At 62.8% G+C, this 18,124-nt stretch carries 20 protein-coding genes, 3 tRNA genes and 1 pseudogene; 2 read left to right on the top strand and 22 right to left on the bottom strand.

Annotated elements, in window-relative coordinates:
• Position 1 precedes the first annotated feature (1 nt).
• Both ACW9UL_RS12570 and ACW9UL_RS12565 read right to left on the bottom strand, forming a co-directional pair.
• Positions 2 to 1,465: an AMP-binding protein gene (locus ACW9UL_RS12570; protein WP_457787202.1), complete on the bottom strand. Its 1,464-nt coding sequence runs from the start codon at positions 1,463 to 1,465 to the stop codon at positions 2 to 4.
• Entirely contained in the window at positions 1,455 to 2,132 is a 678-nt protein-coding gene (locus ACW9UL_RS12565; protein ID WP_457787201.1) for a thermostable hemolysin, read from the bottom strand. Before ACW9UL_RS12565 ends, ACW9UL_RS12570 begins: the two co-directional genes overlap by 11 nt.
• Positions 2,133 to 2,476: 344 nt before the next feature.
• On the opposite strand from ACW9UL_RS12565, the pseudogene ACW9UL_RS12560 reads away from it, so the two are divergent.
• Positions 2,477 to 2,661: pseudogene (locus ACW9UL_RS12560) on the top strand (organoarsenical effux MFS transporter ArsJ); the annotation flags it as partial.
• Positions 2,662 to 2,774: 113 nt separating this feature from the next.
• On the opposite strand, the gene ACW9UL_RS12555 reads toward ACW9UL_RS12560, so the two are convergent.
• Entirely contained in the window at positions 2,775 to 4,094 is a 1,320-nt protein-coding gene (locus ACW9UL_RS12555) for a hypothetical protein (protein WP_457787200.1), read from the bottom strand.
• A gap of 519 nt (positions 4,095 to 4,613) precedes the next feature.
• On the opposite strand from ACW9UL_RS12555, the gene yecR reads away from it, so the two are divergent.
• Positions 4,614 to 5,123 (top strand): YecR family lipoprotein, encoded by a 510-nt coding sequence (yecR, locus tag ACW9UL_RS12550; protein WP_457787199.1) that lies wholly within the window; start codon positions 4,614 to 4,616, stop codon positions 5,121 to 5,123.
• Between the two features lie 9 nt (positions 5,124 to 5,132).
• On the opposite strand, the gene ACW9UL_RS12545 is transcribed toward yecR, so the two are convergent.
• The 19 genes from ACW9UL_RS12545 to ACW9UL_RS12455 form a co-directional block, all read right to left on the bottom strand.
• Positions 5,133 to 6,494 carry a phage terminase large subunit gene (locus tag ACW9UL_RS12545; protein ID WP_457787198.1) on the bottom strand — a complete coding sequence of 454 codons (1,362 nt, stop codon included), beginning with the start codon at positions 6,492 to 6,494 and terminating at the stop codon, positions 5,133 to 5,135.
• Positions 6,481 to 6,894, bottom strand: a complete 414-nt coding sequence (locus tag ACW9UL_RS12540) for a hypothetical protein (RefSeq protein ID WP_457787197.1) — start codon at positions 6,892 to 6,894, stop codon at positions 6,481 to 6,483. Before ACW9UL_RS12540 ends, ACW9UL_RS12545 begins: the two co-directional genes overlap by 14 nt.
• Positions 6,895 to 6,898: 4 nt before the next feature.
• Complete coding sequence (locus tag ACW9UL_RS12535) at positions 6,899 to 7,162, bottom strand: hypothetical protein (protein ID WP_457787196.1); 264 nt, start codon at positions 7,160 to 7,162, stop codon at positions 6,899 to 6,901.
• 18 nt (positions 7,163 to 7,180) lie between these two features.
• Positions 7,181 to 7,372 carry a hypothetical protein gene (locus ACW9UL_RS12530; RefSeq protein ID WP_457787195.1) on the bottom strand — a complete coding sequence of 64 codons (192 nt, stop codon included), beginning with the start codon at positions 7,370 to 7,372 and terminating at the stop codon, positions 7,181 to 7,183.
• Positions 7,373 to 7,375: 3 nt separating this feature from the next.
• Entirely contained in the window at positions 7,376 to 7,720 is a 345-nt protein-coding gene (locus ACW9UL_RS12525) for a hypothetical protein (protein ID WP_457787194.1), read from the bottom strand.
• Positions 7,720 to 10,668, bottom strand: a complete 2,949-nt coding sequence (locus tag ACW9UL_RS12520; RefSeq protein WP_457787193.1) for a phage tail tape measure protein — start codon at positions 10,666 to 10,668, stop codon at positions 7,720 to 7,722. The genes ACW9UL_RS12525 and ACW9UL_RS12520 overlap by 1 nt, the downstream gene beginning before the upstream one ends.
• Positions 10,669 to 10,681: 13 nt before the next feature.
• A complete protein-coding gene (locus ACW9UL_RS12515) occupies positions 10,682 to 11,476 on the bottom strand; it encodes a hypothetical protein (protein ID WP_457787192.1) in 795 nt (264 codons plus the stop codon).
• On the bottom strand, positions 11,473 to 11,643 hold the full coding sequence (locus tag ACW9UL_RS12510; protein ID WP_457787191.1) for a hypothetical protein: 171 nt from the start codon (positions 11,641 to 11,643) through the stop codon (positions 11,473 to 11,475). Before ACW9UL_RS12510 ends, ACW9UL_RS12515 begins: the two co-directional genes overlap by 4 nt.
• Before the next feature lie 97 nt (positions 11,644 to 11,740).
• Positions 11,741 to 12,031, bottom strand: coding sequence for a hypothetical protein (locus ACW9UL_RS12505; protein WP_457787190.1), 291 nt, complete (start codon positions 12,029 to 12,031; stop codon positions 11,741 to 11,743).
• Positions 12,031 to 13,224 (bottom strand): AAA family ATPase, encoded by a 1,194-nt coding sequence (locus tag ACW9UL_RS12500; protein ID WP_457787189.1) that lies wholly within the window; start codon positions 13,222 to 13,224, stop codon positions 12,031 to 12,033. Before ACW9UL_RS12500 ends, ACW9UL_RS12505 begins: the two co-directional genes overlap by 1 nt.
• Positions 13,221 to 13,601, bottom strand: coding sequence for a virulence-associated protein E (locus tag ACW9UL_RS12495; RefSeq protein WP_457787188.1), 381 nt, complete (start codon positions 13,599 to 13,601; stop codon positions 13,221 to 13,223). The genes ACW9UL_RS12500 and ACW9UL_RS12495 overlap by 4 nt, the downstream gene beginning before the upstream one ends.
• A complete protein-coding gene (locus ACW9UL_RS12490) occupies positions 13,585 to 13,866 on the bottom strand; it encodes a hypothetical protein (RefSeq protein ID WP_457787186.1) in 282 nt (93 codons plus the stop codon). The genes ACW9UL_RS12495 and ACW9UL_RS12490 overlap by 17 nt, the downstream gene beginning before the upstream one ends.
• Positions 13,867 to 13,868: 2 nt before the next feature.
• Positions 13,869 to 14,828, bottom strand: a complete 960-nt coding sequence (locus ACW9UL_RS12485; RefSeq protein ID WP_457787185.1) for a hypothetical protein — start codon at positions 14,826 to 14,828, stop codon at positions 13,869 to 13,871.
• Between the two features lie 436 nt (positions 14,829 to 15,264).
• Entirely contained in the window at positions 15,265 to 15,486 is a 222-nt protein-coding gene (locus tag ACW9UL_RS12480; protein ID WP_457787184.1) for a transcriptional regulator, read from the bottom strand.
• 86 nt (positions 15,487 to 15,572) lie between these two features.
• Positions 15,573 to 16,196, bottom strand: coding sequence for a hypothetical protein (locus ACW9UL_RS12475; RefSeq protein ID WP_457787183.1), 624 nt, complete (start codon positions 16,194 to 16,196; stop codon positions 15,573 to 15,575).
• A 13-nt stretch (positions 16,197 to 16,209) separates the two neighbouring features.
• A complete protein-coding gene (locus tag ACW9UL_RS12470) occupies positions 16,210 to 17,523 on the bottom strand; it encodes a tyrosine-type recombinase/integrase (protein WP_457787182.1) in 1,314 nt (437 codons plus the stop codon).
• A 161-nt stretch (positions 17,524 to 17,684) separates the two neighbouring features.
• Positions 17,685 to 17,771: transfer RNA gene (locus ACW9UL_RS12465), tRNA-Leu, on the bottom strand.
• A 122-nt stretch (positions 17,772 to 17,893) separates the two neighbouring features.
• Positions 17,894 to 17,967: transfer RNA gene (locus tag ACW9UL_RS12460), tRNA-Cys, on the bottom strand.
• 38 nt (positions 17,968 to 18,005) lie between these two features.
• Positions 18,006 to 18,081 (bottom strand) — tRNA-Gly (locus tag ACW9UL_RS12455).
• Positions 18,082 to 18,124 lie beyond the last annotated feature (43 nt).

The following is an 18,124-nucleotide window of genomic DNA, read 5'->3' as shown; positions in this document are numbered from 1 at the left end:
CTCAGGCGTTGACGGGTTCGGAAAGGTGTTCGCGGTAGCGCGCCAGGATGGCGTCTCGTTTAGGTCGGCCATTGGCCGTGAGCAAACCGTTGGCGGGGCTGAAAGGCGTGTCCAGGCGCACCCAGCGCCCGACTCGGGCGTAATCCGGCAGGCCGGCATTGGCCTTCTGTACGGCGGCCTCGATGGCCGCATCGGGGCAATTCGGGTCCAGCGGCCAGAGCAGCGCGACGTTGCTCGGCAGGCTCTCGCCATAGACGAAGGCCTGCATCAGCACACCGCCCTGGGTCAGCTCGGCCTCGACCCACTCGGGATTGACGTTGCGCCCGAAGCTGGTGACGAACTGGTGCTTCTTGCGGCCGCGCAGGCTCAGGTAGCCGTCGGCATCGAACTCACCGATATCGCCGGTGGGCCACCACTGCCCCGCGAAGGGCGTGTCCCCCAGGTAGCCGAGCAGGGTCGAACCGGCGACCAGCACTTCGCCATCTTCGGCCAGGCGCACCTGCACATGCGGCAGCGGCCGCCCGACAGTGCCGGGGCGCTGGGCACCGGGACAATTGAGGCAGACCACGCTGGCGCACTCCGACAGGCCGTAGCCCTCGAACACCGGCAGGCCCACGCGCTGCGCACGCTCCAGCAGCTCCGGCGAAACCCGCGCGCCGCCGACGGCGATGAAACGGAAGCCGGCCGCCGGGACGAAGCCGCGCTCCACCGCCAGCACCAGGCCGAACAGCAGCTGCGGCACCAGGATCAGGCTCTGGCAGCCGCGCTGGACCATCTGCCCGAACAGCTTCGGCCACTCGACGGAGCCGGCGACGCTCATGCCCAGCTCCTGCTGGGTCGGCAGATGCAGGGTGGCGCCGGCGATCAGCGCGGCGTACAGGCCGAGGTTTTCCAGCAGCACGGCCAGCGGCAGTACCGCCATGTAGCGCTGCGGCGCGCATTCGCGGCTGACCAGCTCCAGCTCGGCAGCCACCCGCAGCATGGCCTCGGCGCTCAGGCACACGCCCTTGGGCGCACCGGTGGTGCCGGAGGTGTAGGTGATCTTCGCCGTGCCGGCGGGCAGCGGCAGGCCGGCCGGGGCGCTGTCGCGGCGCCAGAACTCGCCGGCGGCGACGAAGCTCAGCTGCGCCAGTTCCTCGGCGAACGGCCCTTCGGCCAGCGCCAGGGTGGCGCCGCTCTGCGCCAGGCAGTGGGCGCGCTGCGCGGGGCTGAAGAACGGCGGCAGGATCAGGCAGGCGACGCCGGCGCGCAGCGCCGCCAGGTCCCAGATCAGCGCCTCGCAGCCGTTGTTCAGAGCCAGCGCCAGCAGCGGCAGCTGCAGGGCGCGCAATTGCTCCGCACGGGCCTCCACCTCCTGCCACAGCTGGGCGTAATCGACCTGCCGCTGGCTGTCGTTCAGGGCCAGGGCGGTGGGGCATTGCGCGGCGTGGTGCTGCAGCGCGGCGAACAGGGGATCAGGCTGCATGGGGCGCCTCCACGCAGCTGGAGCGCAAGCCGAGGCGCTGCGGAATGCCGCGCTCGCACAGCTGGCGGTAGCCGAGCTGGATGCTGCCGGCGAACACCTGCGGGCGCTGCGCGTAGTACTGGCCCCAGTCGTGGCGCTGCTCGCCGAGCACGCTCGGATCGGCCGAGCACAGGCGCAGCGGCTCCAGCCCCAGGCGATGGAAACTGTTGATCAGCGAGGCGGCGCCGGTGAGCACCACCCACTGCAGGCCGCGCCGGGCCAGCAGGCAGGTCATGATGACGATGATCATGCGCGCGCTGCCGGCGCTGACCGACGCCAGGTTGCCGACTTCGACTATCTCGTCGCGCACCACCGGGCGCTCCGCCAGGCGGGCGATGGTCTGCTCGACCGGCGCATCCAGGTACTGTTCGAGGAACAGCGGTTGCTCGACGGCCAGGCGTGCGCCGCAGGCGGCATTCAACTGCTGTCGGGAATCGTAGAGACCGAACAGATCTGGCATAAAGCTGCTGATCCGGGCGCCATGCACTTCGTCAAAGCGTTGGTGTACGAAGCGCTCGAGGACCAGACGCTGAAGGTCTCCGACCTGCGCCAACCACAAGGTGGCACTGGGTTCTGGCTCGCTACCAAGCCGCAGTGGAAAACAGCTATTCCAATCGAAATGCCCCATGGAACTCCCCTCGGGTATGCATTGAGGGGGGAGTATCGTCAGCAAGTCTTAATGAATCCTGAAGCTTGCCAGCACCTGCGTTGTCCGAGCCCTACGGAACTTCGTCTGCTTCTAGAAATGCCGTGAAAGGTCAACTCTGTATGAGCCCCACCTTGATCAGGCTGCATGTAGCCTGCACGCACAACGCCACTGTCATCCAGCGCGAGAGCTTCATGCCAAGCAAAGGGTTTGCAAATTTTGAAAGCTCCGCCCTATCCAATCGCAAGCGCACCTGGCGCGCTGATTCTGGCCTTTAGGCCAGCAGGAATCTGTCTGGCCAAATCCAGAACCTGGAGCTGCCGAGGCTGACGGAGTCTTGGGTGATGGGTGCGCAGGTGCTGCCAGGCATCGCCAAAGATCCACACAAGATCGCGGCAAGAACTCGATCAAGCTGCCAGTGCCCGTCGAGCAGCAGCGTCCCCTGTGCCGGGTGACGCGCCTGACCGGCTCCAAGAACGCGCTCAAGGGCGTCGGTTTCTTCCTTGGAGGCCATGCTCAGTGTCCCGGCTGGGTGTTCCAGACCCTGTGCCTAACGTAGCGAGTGCCTTCGTATGGGCCGCCACACTAATTTTCCCGGGGCTATCGCGGCACCGGCCGGCGTGATCAAGCGCAGGCTTCGGCGGCGCCCGGGTATACCGGCGCGAAGCCGCCGCCGGGGGTACGGAAGTTGGTGGTCTGGCCCTGGTACAGACGTGCTGCCACCCACTGCACCTGGCCCTTGTAGACGTAGGCGCGCAAGTCGTACTTGAGCGCCGGAGCTGCGTCCGACAAAGCGCGCTGCCCCGGCAGAACCAGAGCCTGGGCCACATAGTCGCCGGCCAGAATCTCCTGCCAGACCCGCTGCGTCAGCTTGTCGCCACGGTAAGCAGCGCGACTACCGTAACCGGCGCTCGGCTTGAAGAACAGTTGCTTGCGCGCGCGCCACAGACGCTCGGCGTTGCCCGCCCCCACCGCTTCGGTGGTCGGAATCGCCGCCTGCAGCAAGTCGCGGGTGGCCGGCGGCACGCCGAGCTGTTCCAGCTGACGGGCGTCGCCGAGCAGAGCCAGGTTGTGCTTGTCAGCGTATAGGGCATGAGCGCGCGGATGCGGGGTAAGCAGCACAGCACCGTCCAAGTAGGCCTGACGCAAGACGCCAAGGGCCGGCGCCTGCAGGGAGAAGTCGGTTAGCCGGTTGTAGACCAGGTCGATGGCCAACTCGCCGTGCCACAGCCGCCCGTCGCGCAGCTGCAGCTCGCCCGGATCGGCAATCACCGCCTGCAGCCCGTGACGCTGGAACAGTTGCTGGAACAGCAGGAACTCCGGGTAGAGATACTGCTGCTCGGGCGCCTGATCGACGATGGCAATGCTGAGCAGCGGGCGCAACTGCCCGGTTCGGGCCCATTCCTCGTGGAACATGGCAATTATCGCCTGCTCCAGTGCCTCGGCCTGGCGCGCCGGCGGCAACAGGCGCTCAAGGGCCGGGCAGCAAACCTTCTGTGCCCGCGCCAACAGCGCGTTGAGCATGGCGCCGCCGGCATTGCTGTTGATCTCGATCAAGCCGAAGCCTGCCTCGGTGACATGGAAGTCGTAGCCGAAGAACACGCCCAGGGCACCGGGGTCGTGCCGGGCGATGACCGGCGCTCGCGCCAGTACCCGCTCGCGGTAGGTCGGCAGCGCCACCACCGAATCGACCGCGGCGATCACTTCGGCCATGCGCTGCAGCTGGGCAGGAGCGACGAACACCGGCTGGGCGGCGAACAGATAGGGGCAGCGCTCGCGCACCAGGCGATATAGCTCGGGCCGGCCCAGGCTGCGCTGCAAAGCGACGCGCAGCGCCTCGTCATCGAGACTGATGCAGAAACAGCGGCTGTTCAGCGTCTCGACACTCAGCCCGGCCAGAGAAACCAGGTGCGCCAGCGACTCCTTGGAAAGGTTCTCGTCCATCGTTCGACTCCACCCATGCCGGCCCATGGCCAGGCCTATCGGGATCAACGGATCGCGCCGGACGCCAGGTAGGCGCGGATCTCCTCCGCCGTGCTGCAAGCAATGCGCGCGACGATGGTCATGACAAAACACTAGATCAGAGAGCGCCGAGGCAAAGAGGTATCGCCAACAAGATAATTGCGGAAAAAATAGAATTGCGGACAAACTGGCGCGACCCAGAAAGTCCGTAAGCACTTGATTTGAAGTGGTGCCGAAGCCGGACTCGAACTATTTGCCACAATCTCCGCAGTTACTGGGTTAGCAACTTACAAGACCCAGGCCATATACCTAAGTGTATACCTAAAACCGAAAGTACCCCCTGCTCGCCCTGCCCAATCGATCACTTTTTGATCAGCCCTTTTTGCCGTTCGTGGTCATCGTGAAAGCGCGCCCCTGCGCCCTGTCCAGATCTTCCCAGGTCGTATAGTCAGCGCTAAGCCATGGTGGCAATATGCAACTCTTTCAGGCAAGGAGGTCGGGATGAATATCTTCCATCAGAGCACCAAACCATTCGCTGCAAAGGCCCTGCTGGCAATTGTCGCAGCCCTCACGATCACCGGCTGTGCAACCAAGAAAGACTTCTATGCCATGGGTGGTAGCCGTGCTGATGGCACGGTCGATATGGCCTATGACTTCCGCCAGTTCGAATCGCCGGTGGTCAATCCGGGGCAAGCCAGAACAATCGCCAGATCGAAGTGCCGTGTTTGGGGTTACAGCGATGCCGAGGCGTTCGGCGGCATGACGCAGAACTGCTATCAACGCGATGGGTGGGGCACCTGCATTGCCGGGCAGGTCATTCACAAATACCAGTGCATCGGGAACCTCAACGAGGCGCCAAAGGTGCAGTCGTCGGGAGTCGCGCCTGCCTCTCTTTCCGGGGCCATGAGCAAGGATCAATGGCGCGAGCATCAACTGCAGCAGCTGAAGTCGGAAAAAGGCTTGAGCTACGAGGAATACACCCGCCGGTATCGAGCAATCATGGTCGAATGATGCCGGGCCTCAAATCCGCAGTGGCTCGCAGCTGAATACCCTGGCCTGCCTCAGGCATCCATATCGAACGGCATCGGCGCCATGGTCAGGGCCGGAACTGTCGACATCCTCGACGCGCTTCTGATCGCGAGCGAGGGTTGGCAGTGTCTCCCAGAGGTAGCTGCAGGATCGGCTGATGTAGAGGCCTGGTTTATCGACCTTGCCGGCGTCAGCGAGCAGCCGGCGCATGATGTTCCAGCCGGTGATGCGGTCGGCCTTCTTGGCCGGGTCGAAGCGTACCCCACAGCGAGAGAACTCGTCCGCGATCGAGCCGGCTGCGTGCCCTCCCTTCGCGAAGATGGCGTCATCCGCCACGCCAGAGGCTCTGATCCCCCAGCGCTTGCACATCACGATGATTTCCTCGGCCAGGATCGGCACCGTCCAGTTCAAGCCGGCATTCGGGTTGTCTCGCTTGCAGGTGGCGAGTTCGTCGACCAGCACCAGGCTGTCGCGAGGATAGAACTTTCCATCCGGACCTTCGCCGCCCGGGGACTTGGCGATCACATAGGTAGCGCTTGGGGCGCTGCTGCCGAAGTCATGCGCCAGGTAGGTGCTCCAGCCTCGCGGGATGTGCTCCCAGGGGGCGACAGCGTTGCGGCTTTCATCGAGCACGCTCGCGAAGTAGGCGCCGCGGTTCACGGCCCAGTCGCCGGTGGACCAGGCGCGCAGCAGTTCCGGATCATCGGGGCACGCCGATTCCAGCTGATCCTTGTACTGCGCGGTGTCGATGAAACGGTTGGTGTCGAACGTGGACGGCGCGTAGACCCACTGGCGCTTGCTCTTGGGCTCGAGGAAGGCTTTCCAGGGCGAGGTGGTGAAGACGTAGCGCTTGGCCAACCAGTAGTGCCCTGGGCCGCCAGGGTTGGCGGCGATGATCATGCGTATCGGCATGTCCTTCGGGCCGCGCAGGTTCGAGCGCATCAGATCCAGCAAGTCCGGGCTCGGATACTGGCCGGCCTCGTCCACCAGCAGCAGTGTGAAGGACCGGCCCTGGTACTTGGTGTAGTCGGCGTGGCTTTCGAGCTGGCCAAGCTCCAGGTAGCCGCCATTCGGGAAGCGCCAGATGTGTTCGGCGGCGTTATAGCGGGCAGCGGTGCTGTAGACCGTGCCGAACAGCTCACGGCAAACCAGCTCGAAGTCAGCCAGGCCCTTGTAGGTGCGTCGCAGGTACAGGATCCGCGCCTTGTCGCGGTACTGCTCGACGTGGCGCAGGCAGATCAGCGCCAGCCCATACGACTTGCCACCGCCTCGGCCGCCACCGCAGAACACGTCGAGCTCCTCGGGCAGCAGCATCAGGCGTTCTTGGAAGCCGTTGAACTCAATCGTGCTCATGCGTTTCCCCGCGCGTGAAGTCCTCCAGGCGCAGAGCCCCGGGAAGTTGGAAGTTGATGCTGACCCGGTTGGCGATCTCGGCTTGGTCGCCCTCGCGGTAGCCGTGACGGGCCTTCAACAGGAAGATCGCTGCAGTGACGTTGCCGCCCTTGGTGGCGCTGTCGTAGAGAGCGGTGAAGAGCGCGTTATGCTCACGCTCCCGCCCCTCGTCCAGGGCCTGCTGCAGCTCGGGGTACAGCTCGAGCCACTTGTTCAGGGTTTCAACTGTCGTGCCCAGGCGATAGGCCAGGCCCTTCTTGTTGTATCCAGATGCGGCCAGCTCGAGCAGCTTTTCAGCAGCATCGCGCGGGGGCTTCTTGCGGGTACCGGTGTAACCCCGCAGGTCCTTCTTCTCGCTCATCGGCTCACCTCAGCAGTACGTCGAGTCGCGAGCGAACCAGGTCGGCTTGGGGTTGCCACCCTGGGAGCGGAAAATCCTGGTGATCGGGCAATTCAAGCGGCGCGTTGAAGGTCCGCGGCGGACGTGCTGATCCTGACACCAGGCCGCTCGCCGTGGCTTGATCGAGGGCGGCCAGCTCCACATAGGCGGCCCGGAGCGCGGCCACAGCATCGAGCCACGCGGCGCCGGCGACAGCTCTCTCCTCGTCCAGTTGCTGCAGGGTCTTCATCGGTGGTTCTCCTTGGACCTAGCGAAAGCTCAGATCCTGGTCGGTGACGTACTGCAGGTCGGTGACCCACAGATGGATATGCTGCCCGAGCAGGCGATAGCCGCCGGGGAGGCGCGTGATGGCGAGCCCGAGGCGCTCGGCCTGCCACCTCACCTCGTCGCGCCGAAGGTCAGCAAAATACTCACGCTTGCTCGGTTTCTGGTCGGTCATCAGCTATGCCCCTTCGCCAAAGTAGCCGAGATGCTTTTGCACCAGCAGCCGAAGAATCACACCAAAGGCGCTCATGAAAGGCACCGTCGCCTGAGACCGGACATCCTCAACGACTCGATTAAACTCCTGCAGAATCGCGTCATGCTGCTCCTGCGTGAATCCGTCTGGGATGCTGAAAGAGGTGCTCAGATCTGAAGCGCACTCGATCAAGTACTCCTTCATCTCCTCGAGGATGGATTTGATTTGCTGGTCAGCGATGCCGCAGCGCTTGAGCACCTTTCGATACTCCGGCTCCAGCATTCGCCAGCTGCGGCGGTGATCAGTCGGCAGCTCAATAACCTGGCCCATCAGTTGTACCTCGATGCTTGGGAGACAGCGCTGTTGACCTGCCGCGCAAGCGTGGCAGTGGCTTCGCGAGCCTCTCCAGCGGTGCGCATGCCAGAGAAGTCGGCGTTGATCACAACGTTGTTACCGGGCGGGCCGGAGAATTGGCTGCGAGAAGGCTTGGTGTGGTCGATGACGGTCTCCTGTGGATGGAGAATCGCCAGAAAGCCACCCTTCCCATCCAGGCCACCTGAGCGTGGCGCGCCGCCAGTCCAGCCTCCGCCGTCGAAGCCGTAGGCCCCGGTATACCCGCCAGAACTGCCGAACAGGGAAAGCAGGCCGCCAGAGCCACCTGAAACGGAAGACCCTGCATTTGCAGCCGCAAGGCTTGCAGCCGCTGCTTGTATGGCGGCTGCGCCTGTAACCAGAGTGCCGCCTGCTGTCGTAAGAGCAGCAGCAGAGGCTGAAACGGCAGCAGCGCCTGCGGTGAGGTTTGCCGATTCGTCCGCGCCGGGAATAAACCCAAGCAGGCCCTCGGCGAGATTGGCCGTGAGTTGGCGCGCACCCATTCGTGCGACATCTGCCAGAAACGAGTCGACCAGATCTCTTACAGATGCCTTGCCAGTGAGAGCAAACTCAACGAAAGCATCTTCGAGGCCGAACAGGGCATTGCTGAACAGGTCGTAGGTCTGGCCGGACACATTCGCCGCTTCGTCCAGGTAGTCGATGAGGGATGACCTGGCACCGTTGCTCCAGTCGGCCTCCTCCTCCCGAAGCCGGTCGTAATACTTCTCGTGATTTTCCAGGGACTTCTGCAGTCCTCGCTCGATCTCTCGAACAGCCTCGTTGTACTGCTCGCTGCCCAGCAGATCGGACGGAGTGGCCTTGTCCAGCTGCGCCTGGTAGCGGCGAAACTCGCGGAAGATCGAGGCCTCGGCTTGCACGCGCTCCAACTCGCGCCGGCCCAGGCCGAAGGCATCCAGCTGGCGCTGCTGCTGTTCCTGGCGCCCTTCCAGCGACGCGCGAATGGTTTCCTGCAGCTGGGCCGAGCGCTCCTGCAGCTTGATGCTGTCGTTGTGCAGGCGGACTTCTTCGCCCAGGGCGACGTTCTTGTCGAGCTGCGCCTTGATGGCGTCCTGACTGGCCAGCAGCGACTTCTGGTCGGCGGTGAGGATGTCCTTGGTCTTGAGGTCGGCGATCAGCGATTCGAACTCGGCGCGCTTCTTCTGCTCGGCGGTGAGCTTGGCTTCGCTGAGCAGCTGGGTTTCGAGTTCGGCACTCTGTTGTCGCAGCGACAACAGCAACTTTGTAGCCGCATCGTCGCGGACGGCCGGGGTGCGGGTGGTGCTCTGTCGATCCCTAAACTGCTCGGCGATGTTGCGCTCGAGCCAGGCCACATTGTCCGCGGCTAGGCGCGGGTCGTCCGGGTTCACCAACTCGATCTTGGCCAGGTCGGCGCGTAGATCGTTGAGCGCCTTGACGCGCTTCTCGGCGTTGGTCAGGGTCGACTTGCGCAGTTGGTCGATGCGCTGCTGCGCTTCGATGGCCGACTGCTCCTGCTGGGCCTGCATGCCCTCCACCCAGGCCTTTTCGTCGCGATCCTGGATCTCCTGCCAGACCTCAGAGATCTGCTCGTTACGCTCGGCGCTGGACTGGGTGACGCTGTCGTAGAGCTGCTTGCCGAAGTTGGCCGCGGCGCCGAAAGGCCCAGCCAGCAGAGCGGAACCGCCGACGGCGCCGAAGTCGATGCCGCCAGAGGTCAGGCGGTCTAGGCGATCCTCCGGAGTGTCCGGCCGGCCAACCCCAAGCATTTCGTCCCAGGCTTCGGCGGCGGCGCTCTTGATGCCCTTCCAGGCGCGCTCGATGTAGCCCAGGCCGTTGTTGATCTCGTTCGCGCGGTCGTTCATGGTCTGCGCGAAGGTGTCGATGGCCAGCTGCGCGGCGCCGGCGGCGTCACCCTGCTGCTCGAGGGCAGAGATCTGATCGAACACGGCCGCGGTGAGGAAGTTGTACTGCTCGTTCAGCTTCGCCGCGGCAGCAGCGGGCTCGTCGGCCAGGCGCTTGAACTCGTTGACCGTCTCGGAGATCGCGCGGCCGGTCGCCTCTTCCATCGCAACGGCGGCCAGGCCGATGGTCTCGATCTGGTCGGCGGTGAACTTTCCGGTACCTGCCACCTCGGCGAGCGCGCGGGCGGCCTGGCGCTGGGTGCCAGTCACCTGGTCAATCGCTGCAGCAGCGTTCGCCAGGCGCTCCGCGCTGGTGCCGGCGATGTTGCCGGAGAGGATCAGGGCATTGTTGAAGGCTGTCCCTTCGTCGCTGCCCTGCTTGTAGGCCAGCGCCAAGGCTCCCACCGCGACCGCGGCGACGGTGAAGGGGTTGACCAGGCCCAAGGCGTAACGCGCCGTCTCGGCCAGGGCCGGGCCTACGCCTCCGAACGAGTCCTTGATCTGCGCGCCCTGCTGCAGGAACACGGTGAGCGGGCTCTGGCCGGCCTGCAGGGAAATGAAGATGTCGGAGAACTGGGCGGGGAGCTGGCGCAGGGCCTGCGCGGTCTGCTTGGAGGTGTTGCCCGTGCGGCTGATTGCGCCATCGACATCCGACAGGCTGCGCCGAGCCTGGTCGATCTTCGCCTGGTACTCGCCGAAGCTCTCGGTATCGAGTAGGCCCTGGCCGCGGAACTGGCGCAGCTTAGCTTCCTGCTCATCCAGGCGGCCGAGGGCGCCGACAACGGGGTCGATCTTGCCGATCAGCTGCGCCAGTTCCTGCTGCTGCTCACGCAGGGCGTCGGAGCCCTTGCGGAATTCGCCGGCCGAGCTTGCTGCCTGCTTCGAAGCACCGCTCCAGGCCTCCCCGACGCCCTTGGCTGCCGCTTCCGTGCGCGCGCCAGTGGCGTTCAGGCCATCAAGAGCTGTCTCGGCCTTCGCGACATCGCTGGTATCGATCGAGAAGCCCAAAGAGGCGATATCTACCATCGCTGCGGCCTCCTTAGCGCTGCGGCTCGGTCGCCATGCGCAGACACATTTTCGACACCTGCTCAGGCGTGAAGCCGAAGATGTCGAAGCCATGCGCGACCGGCTCAAATGGCGACTTGATCAGCGAGCGGAGAATGGTCTCGCCCTTCCAGCCGGACACTCGGCCGGCGATCCCAGCGACATGAGCCAGGCCGCGGCGGGCGATCTCGACGTGCTGTCGATCAAGCTCGATGCGCGCTGCGGTTTCCGGATCGCCCGCCCGCTTGGCGTCCTTCCACACTTCGCGGACGTACTTGGTCTGGTGATCCAGCAGACTCAGCGGCGCCGGCGCCCGCAGCAGAGCAATCATCAGGCGCTCATGCTGCGTCGGGTCGCCCTTCACCTGGTCGAGCATCTTGATGTGCTCCTTGCTGCTCAGGGAGCGCCACCAATCGCGAATCTCGCGATCCTCGATGGCAGCCACGGCGTTACCCATTTCGATGCTCGGCAGCGCGTACAGCTGGTTCTCCGCATTGGTGATGTCGTTCTCGAACAGGCGAACCTGGCCGGCGGCCGCGGCAACGCGCCCGACCATTTCAGCCTTCACCGGGTCGGACTTCTGCTCAATACCGAGCACGGACAAGGTGCGGTCATCGCCGATAGCCTTCAGCTTGGCGAAGGCCTCGGCGGCGAGAGGGAGAGTGTTATGGAAGATCTGGATGGGGTAGCTGGTCATATCCCCGTCGGTGATGACGGGCAGCTCGAAGCGGTGGCCGCCGAGCAGGGTGACCTCTGTTCCGCTGTCGTTTCGAACAATCTCAAAGCTCATGCGTGGACTCCTGCAGTGCCAAATAGCGGTTTGTTTTCGGCGAGCGCCACCAGCAAGGCGGCAGCCTGGATATCGCCTTGATCAGCTGCAGCACGGAGACGCTCCCAGGCTGCGGCCACTTCGCCACGAGTTGGGCGGTTCTGGCGTCCGCGTTGCGGTTTGTTCATGGTCGATATCCTCACTCGCTGAAGATGGCAAATCGGTCATATAAGGGCAGATTAAGCCTAATTTGACCTTGTATGTATATTTGTACAGTTGATGGGGCTACCGTACGTCGGAATCAGCCCAGCGCCATCGGGCCGATTCCAAGGCCTCCTGGCGCGTCATGGGCTCGCCGATCATCACGCACACGACCTTTCCGCCCCGCAGCACTCGCCAGTTGCTCGAACGCATCTGGCCGTCGTTCGCAGCCAGCTCGGCGAGCAACTCGAGACGGTGCAATTTGATGTACTGACGATCCTCGTCGGTCAGCTTGCTGGCCGGTGAAACGATCAGCCGTTTCCCGGCGACTCGAGCGGAAAGGCCGTGTTGGGTCAGGTAGTCGATGGCGGCCATCACACTTCCTCCGCGTCCGATTCGTCGAAGGCCGCCACTTTTTCCCGAAGACCGCCATTCAAAACAGTGGCGGTCTTCGAGGATTCTTGGCGGTCTTCGACGCCGAGCTGCCAGACCCAGCCCTCCTTCATACCGACCTTCACAGCGTCCACACCGATGGATTTCTTTGCTCGCTCGATGGTGCGCCAAGCAAAACCGGCACCGCTGGCATCAGCCTTGATCTGCTTCACCGGAACAGGGCCGGCGGACAGAAGATCCTGCAGGAACTGCTCGGCATCCTCCTGCTCGCTGCGCTGGTCGTCATCTCCAGTGCTCTCGACGTCGGCCAGGATCTCCCGCGCACTGCCCTCAATCCTTTCGCCCCAGAGCACGCGAGTTGTCTCGATGCCGTCGCCGACGGTGCAGGGCTCGACCACGTAGCCCACACCACCTTGGTCGTTGCTGATGTTGGACTTCGCCCGCGCCAGCACCCTGGTTTCGGTGTCTTCCTGCTTGGCGGCCACCAGCACCGCCCGCGCCAGCGCCCCGAAAGCCTGGCTGCCGATCACTCGGTCAGCCGGAGAAGATGCGCCACTGCCCTTGCTGAAGTGGCTGATGCCCAGCACAGCGCACTGGTGCGCCTCGGCAAAGTCGATCACCGACTGCAGGGAGCGGCGAACCTCGTTAGCGCGGTGCATATCCCCCCGGACCGCGCTAACGACGGGATCAAGCAGCAGCAGGGAAGCACCGCCGATCAGCTCAACCGCATCGCGCAGCAGGTCGAAGTCAGCAGCCGGGTCAAAGGGTTCGCTCTCACCGGCAGAGTTCACCCGCCCCTGGATGATGTGGACGCGGCTCAGGTCGGCGCCAGCAGCCATCAACCGCGGTACCAGGGTGTCGGCCGGGTCATCCTCCGAGGACCAGATCAGGGCGTTTCCTGGATCTGCGCAAAGCTCACCGTCCGGCCAGCGGCCGCGGCTGGTCAGGGTGCCGATCAGGCCGATCGCCAACGTGGTCTTGCCACTGCCACCAGCACCAGCCAGTACCGTCAGCTTTCCTCGAGCGATCCACCCAGGCCAGAGCCAGCGAATGGGAACCGGCTTGATGGACGAGGCTGGCGTCAGCTCGGCACGCCAGAGGCGCTTCATAGGCTCCGGTGTCGGGAGAGCTGCAACGCCCTCCCACTCCTTGGCAAAGCGATCACCGGCGCTCATGCCATCACCCCCAAGCGCTGCTTGGCCAACTCGAAGCGGGCCTGGTCTTCGGCGGTCAGCCGGCATCCGTTCTGCTGCATCGCCAGGCCGATCTGGTAGACGGTGCGCTCGTGCTCGACAGCGGCCCTGCTTGGACCTTGGCGGGCGGGTTTATCGCCTGGGAACAGGTCGCGCAGCTCCATGCCAACGGCCGCAGTGATGTCGGCCGAGGTGCAGCCGGCCCAGCAATACAGCAGCACCTTACCGTCGTCGGCTTCGCGGATGCTCAGACTGGGCTCTTTGTCCTCATGCGCTGGGCAGCATGCCTTCCACTTGTTGGCACCAGCAGGCCGCACCTTGTCGAGTCGAGGCAATAGCTGATCAATTGGATTGGCCATCTTCAGCCTCCAACTGCTCGCGCAGGGTCGTCGTGACGTGAACGATCTCCTTGTTCTGCTCGTGGTACTCCTCGATATCGATCAGGCCACTCAACAGCAGTGCATCCGCGCAGCCGGCGCCGACGTAGGCGGCAAGAACCAGGTCATCGAGCGTCTTTGCGGCGCCGATCTGCTTCAGGCTACGACTGAAGATCTGGTTTGGAGAGAGACTTTTTTTAGGTAAGCCGATCCCGTCGCCGCGATTGCGGCGTTTTTGAACACCCATAATCAGGCTCCTAAGGAAGCGAGTTTTTCGAGAGCTTTGGCGTACTCAATGCAAAGCTCGGCTCGACTAGTCATACCTTCGTCCAGCCCGCACCGGCGACGTACCACGGTTGCGCCGGGGAAATGGGCTTTGATGGCTTTCTCCGCGATGCGCATGGCCTTTAACGATGGAAACGGCCCGAGCTTGCCGAACGGCATGTACTGAACACCGTTATCCAAGGTGTAGTAGTTCACGAACCCGCCGAGATGGCGCCAGCGCGAAGAGAGCGCGGCGGCCTTCTGGCGCGCCAGCTCTTGCTGCTTCGGCAGTTGCGTAGGCAGGTACAAACCGCTAGCGAACTTCGAGCAGTGAATATCGAATGACTCGTCGGGAAAGACCCTCGCTATGGCCAGGAGAGCGGCCTGTGCCTCCTCCTCATGCTCGAACGGGCCGAGCACCCCAATAGGGGTAGCCTTTTCGGATTTCGTAGGATCAATGCCATGCTCGGCATGAATGGGAAGATCGTCAGCACCATCGATACGCTCAAATACCAATCCTGCCGATTTCAACTTGACGTAATAGGCATACGTCCAGCCGCCGATGACACGAAAGAGCCCTTTACGCTCGGCATATGCGGTGTTGAGACGTTCTCTTACATGAAGCATTGCTGACTGGTGCTGCTGACCCAGTTCGAACTGCCCGATGAAATCAATATCGCGGATCTCGACTCGGTACCGCTCATTAGGGAAGTATTCCTTGAGGCTCGCAATTACCTTCGCTGCCTGATCTTCATTCGGGAATGGCCCAACGGGCGCTAGCTCCTCACCCTCTGAGATCGTCCCCAGCACAAAATACCCTTGCACCTTGCCACCAAGGATCGTAAAGCCATGCAGTTCCCGTAATTCTGCCGGCTTGACGCGCTTACGAAGGCGGGTCTGAAGAGTGGTGGAATTCTGGCGGGTCAGTTTGGCTGCAGCGTTCATTTCACACCTCCAACATTCATGGTTTCGACGGCACGAGCGCGCCGCATATGAGCGTTGTAGCGAGCGAGGCGAGTAGCAAGGCTGGAGTCAGCGCGCAAAGCGGCCAGAGCGCAGGCACGGTGAAATGCTGCTTGAACGCGAGACGGATTGAGGGCGTTTTTCATGGGGCGGTACTCCGTTACGACACGGGTTGACCGCCAAGGGAATTTGGCGGCCGGGAGGTTCGTAACCGTGTACCCACGGTGGACTTCTTCCCCCTTTCGGGGTGTTTTATCCGTCACCCTCCCGGCCATAAACAGGCTGGGGGCGCCCATCATCCAGGCGGACTGCGGGCGTAAAAAATCCACGACTATCGGGCGCGGGGTTCCGGGGTACATAGAGTTACGACACTCTTGGGGCGAACCATAGCCCCGGGAGCAAGGAAGTGCAAGCGAGATCATGCTGCGTCCCTCGCCTTGATTTTCGACCGCAGCCACGCCTCGACCTCGGCCGCGACGTAATAGGCGGCTGCCTGGCGGCTCTCGCCGTCCTTGATCGGCTTGGGGAAGGTGGGATCTTTCTTGCGGAGTTTCGCGAGACCTGAACGGGTCAGGTCGAGCCGTTCACAGAGCGTGGTCTGGCGAATGAGGTCTTTGCCGGTGGTGGTGTCTGTACGCATTTGGGCGCCTCCGTATTGGTGACGCCTCTTAAGCTATTGTTCAGCAGCCAAACTAGGAGGAGAAAAAATCAAATCCTTTTTTTCGCCTAGAATCTGGCATTCCCAATGAGGTCGGAAGGACACTCGGGTATTGAGTCCGAAATCTCCTGCCACTGGCGATCCCAATCGGGCTGGCGATCCCTTTCCATTGATCTGATTAGGTCTCGCTCAAGCCCAGACTTTCTGACTCTTTTTGAGTAGTAGCCTTCAAGGGTTGAGGCCTTTTTGCGCTTGAGATGCGGGTATCTGAGGCGGTAGAAGGAAGCGGCCTTTCGGGAAGCCTCAGCGCATGTAGCGCCGCGGATAACCAAGTTGGCCATAAACAGAAGCGCAGCCCACTCAGCCCCCTCGTTCTGTATGTTTTCGGCAGTACCGCTTGGGACGCCATAGAATCTGGCCGTACGCGCCGCGAGATCCTCTTGGAGCATGGTCTCAGTAGGCTGACCACCAAGGCTGGAGAGCATCATGAAAGCCAGGTCGACGTAATAGGGGTTCTTTGTTTCTTTCCAGCCCCCGATGTAAGAAGCGATAGCCAAGGCGTGATGCCGCTCGATAGGGACGCTGATCATTTCGTCGCATATTGCTTGGTACACCTTCTGGCTATCGGACACAGGCCTGCCAAGCTCTTCCGCAATTGTCCAGCAGCGCTGAGTCAAATCACTCGCGGCCATATGACGCCCCTCCCTAAGCCCGCTTCATCCCCACGACATTGCCGCCCTGCTCTTCCGGGTGAGCGAAGTCATACGGCGTGATGTGCCGCTCCCGGTTGGCATCGAGGTAGTCGGCCCACCACTGCACCATGAGCCGGCGCTCTTCCAGATGCTCCGCTTTGTGGATGTAGGCGGCGCGCACGTTATTGCGTTCCTGGTGGCTCATCTGCCGCTCGACGGCCTCCCGGCTCCATAGGCCCGATTCAACCAACGCAGAACACGCCATAGCGCGGAAGCCATGGCCGCACACTTCGGTCTTGGTGTCATAGCCCATGCGGCGCAGCGCGGCATTTACGGTGTTCTCGCTCATCGGCTTGTGGTGGTAGTGGTCGCCCGGGAACAGCAGGTCATAGCGGCCGGATAGCTGATCGACCTGGGCCAGCAGATCCAGCGCCTGGCGACTCAGGGGGACAAGGTGCGGGGTGCGCATCTTGGCGCCGCGGCTGGAGTGCTTCACGCCATCGATAGCCTCGCGCTCGGCCGGAATCGTCCATAGGCTGTTGCGAGAGTCGACCTCTTGGCGGCGAGCAAAGCGCAGCTCACTGGAGCGGATGAACACCAGCAGGGTGAGCCCCACGGCGAGCCGGGTCAGTGGGCGCCCCTTGTATTCGTCGATACGCTGCAGCAGCTCCGGCAAGCGCTCCAGTGGCAACGCGGGCCGGTGAACTGCCTTGCGTGTGGCTGTGACGCCCTGCAGGTCGCGGGCGGGGTTGCTCTCGATGTGCCCGTGTTGGACGGCATAACGCATGATTCCGTCGATGTACTGACGTAGCCGGCCGGCCAGCTCGAGGTGGTCATTCTTCTCGGCGGACTTGAGGGGCTGGATCAGATCACGCACCTTCAGGTCAGCGACCGACCGATCACCCAGCACCGGGAACAGGTGTTGTTCCAGGCGGGTCAGCACCTTGGCGGCGTGATCCTTCGACCACTTGCGGGCGCCTGCCGCGTGCCACTCCAGGCCCACCGCCTTGAATGTGTTGGTAGTTGCAGCGACTGCTGCCGCCCTAACCTGCCTGGCGTTCTCGATGGGGTCTATCCCATTGGCCAGCAGCTCCAACGCCTCAGCACGGCGCACCCGGGCAGCTTTCAGGCTCAGAGCTGGATAGCTGCCGAAGGTGGCCAGCCCGCCCTTCCCGCTCGGCCTGGTGAACTTGAAGCGCCAGACCTTGCTGCCGTTGGCCTTGACCAGCAGGAACAAGCCCTGGCCATCGAATAAGGTGTAATCCTTCTCGCGCGGCTTGGCGGCCTCGCACTTGGCGTCAGAGAGCGGAGTAACGGTGCGTGCCATAGGTATACGATCCTCAATCGAACCGGCGTATACCCAAACGTATACCTAAAATAGGTATATGTACAGACGCATGCGGGAACATACAGGCACAAAAAAACCGGCTCTAGAGGCCGGTTTTCCTGGGTTTCAGCGTCATATGGGAACATCTGAAATCATGTCAATGGTGCCCGAAGCCGGACTCGAACCGGCATGCCATTGCTGGCGAGGGATTTTAAGTCCCCTGCGTCTACCGATTTCGCCATTCGGGCGGTAGCGCTGCGCTGAAGGGCTGGACTATATACAGCGCCTACAGCAGCCGCAAGGCATGGGGATTGCCTTGGGATAATAAAAAAGCCTCGTAAATCATGGATCTACGAGGCTTTTTTTGAATTGGAGGCTGAGGTCGGAATCGAACCGGCGTTCACGGATTTGCAATCCGGTGCATAACCACTCTGCAACTCAGCCTTAAATCAAACGAGCCGCCGTGGCGACTCGTGTAAAACTGGAGCGGGAAACGAGACTCGAACTCGCGACCCCGACCTTGGCAAGGTCGTGCTCTACCAACTGAGCTATTCCCGCTTGTCTTGGTGACGGGCGCCATTCTATAGAATCGAATCGCCGC

This window comes from Pseudomonas sp. PL-6 (assembly GCF_054110165.1).
The sequence above is the reverse complement of the archived record's forward strand: the minus strand, read 5'-3'. Positions and strand labels throughout refer to the sequence as shown.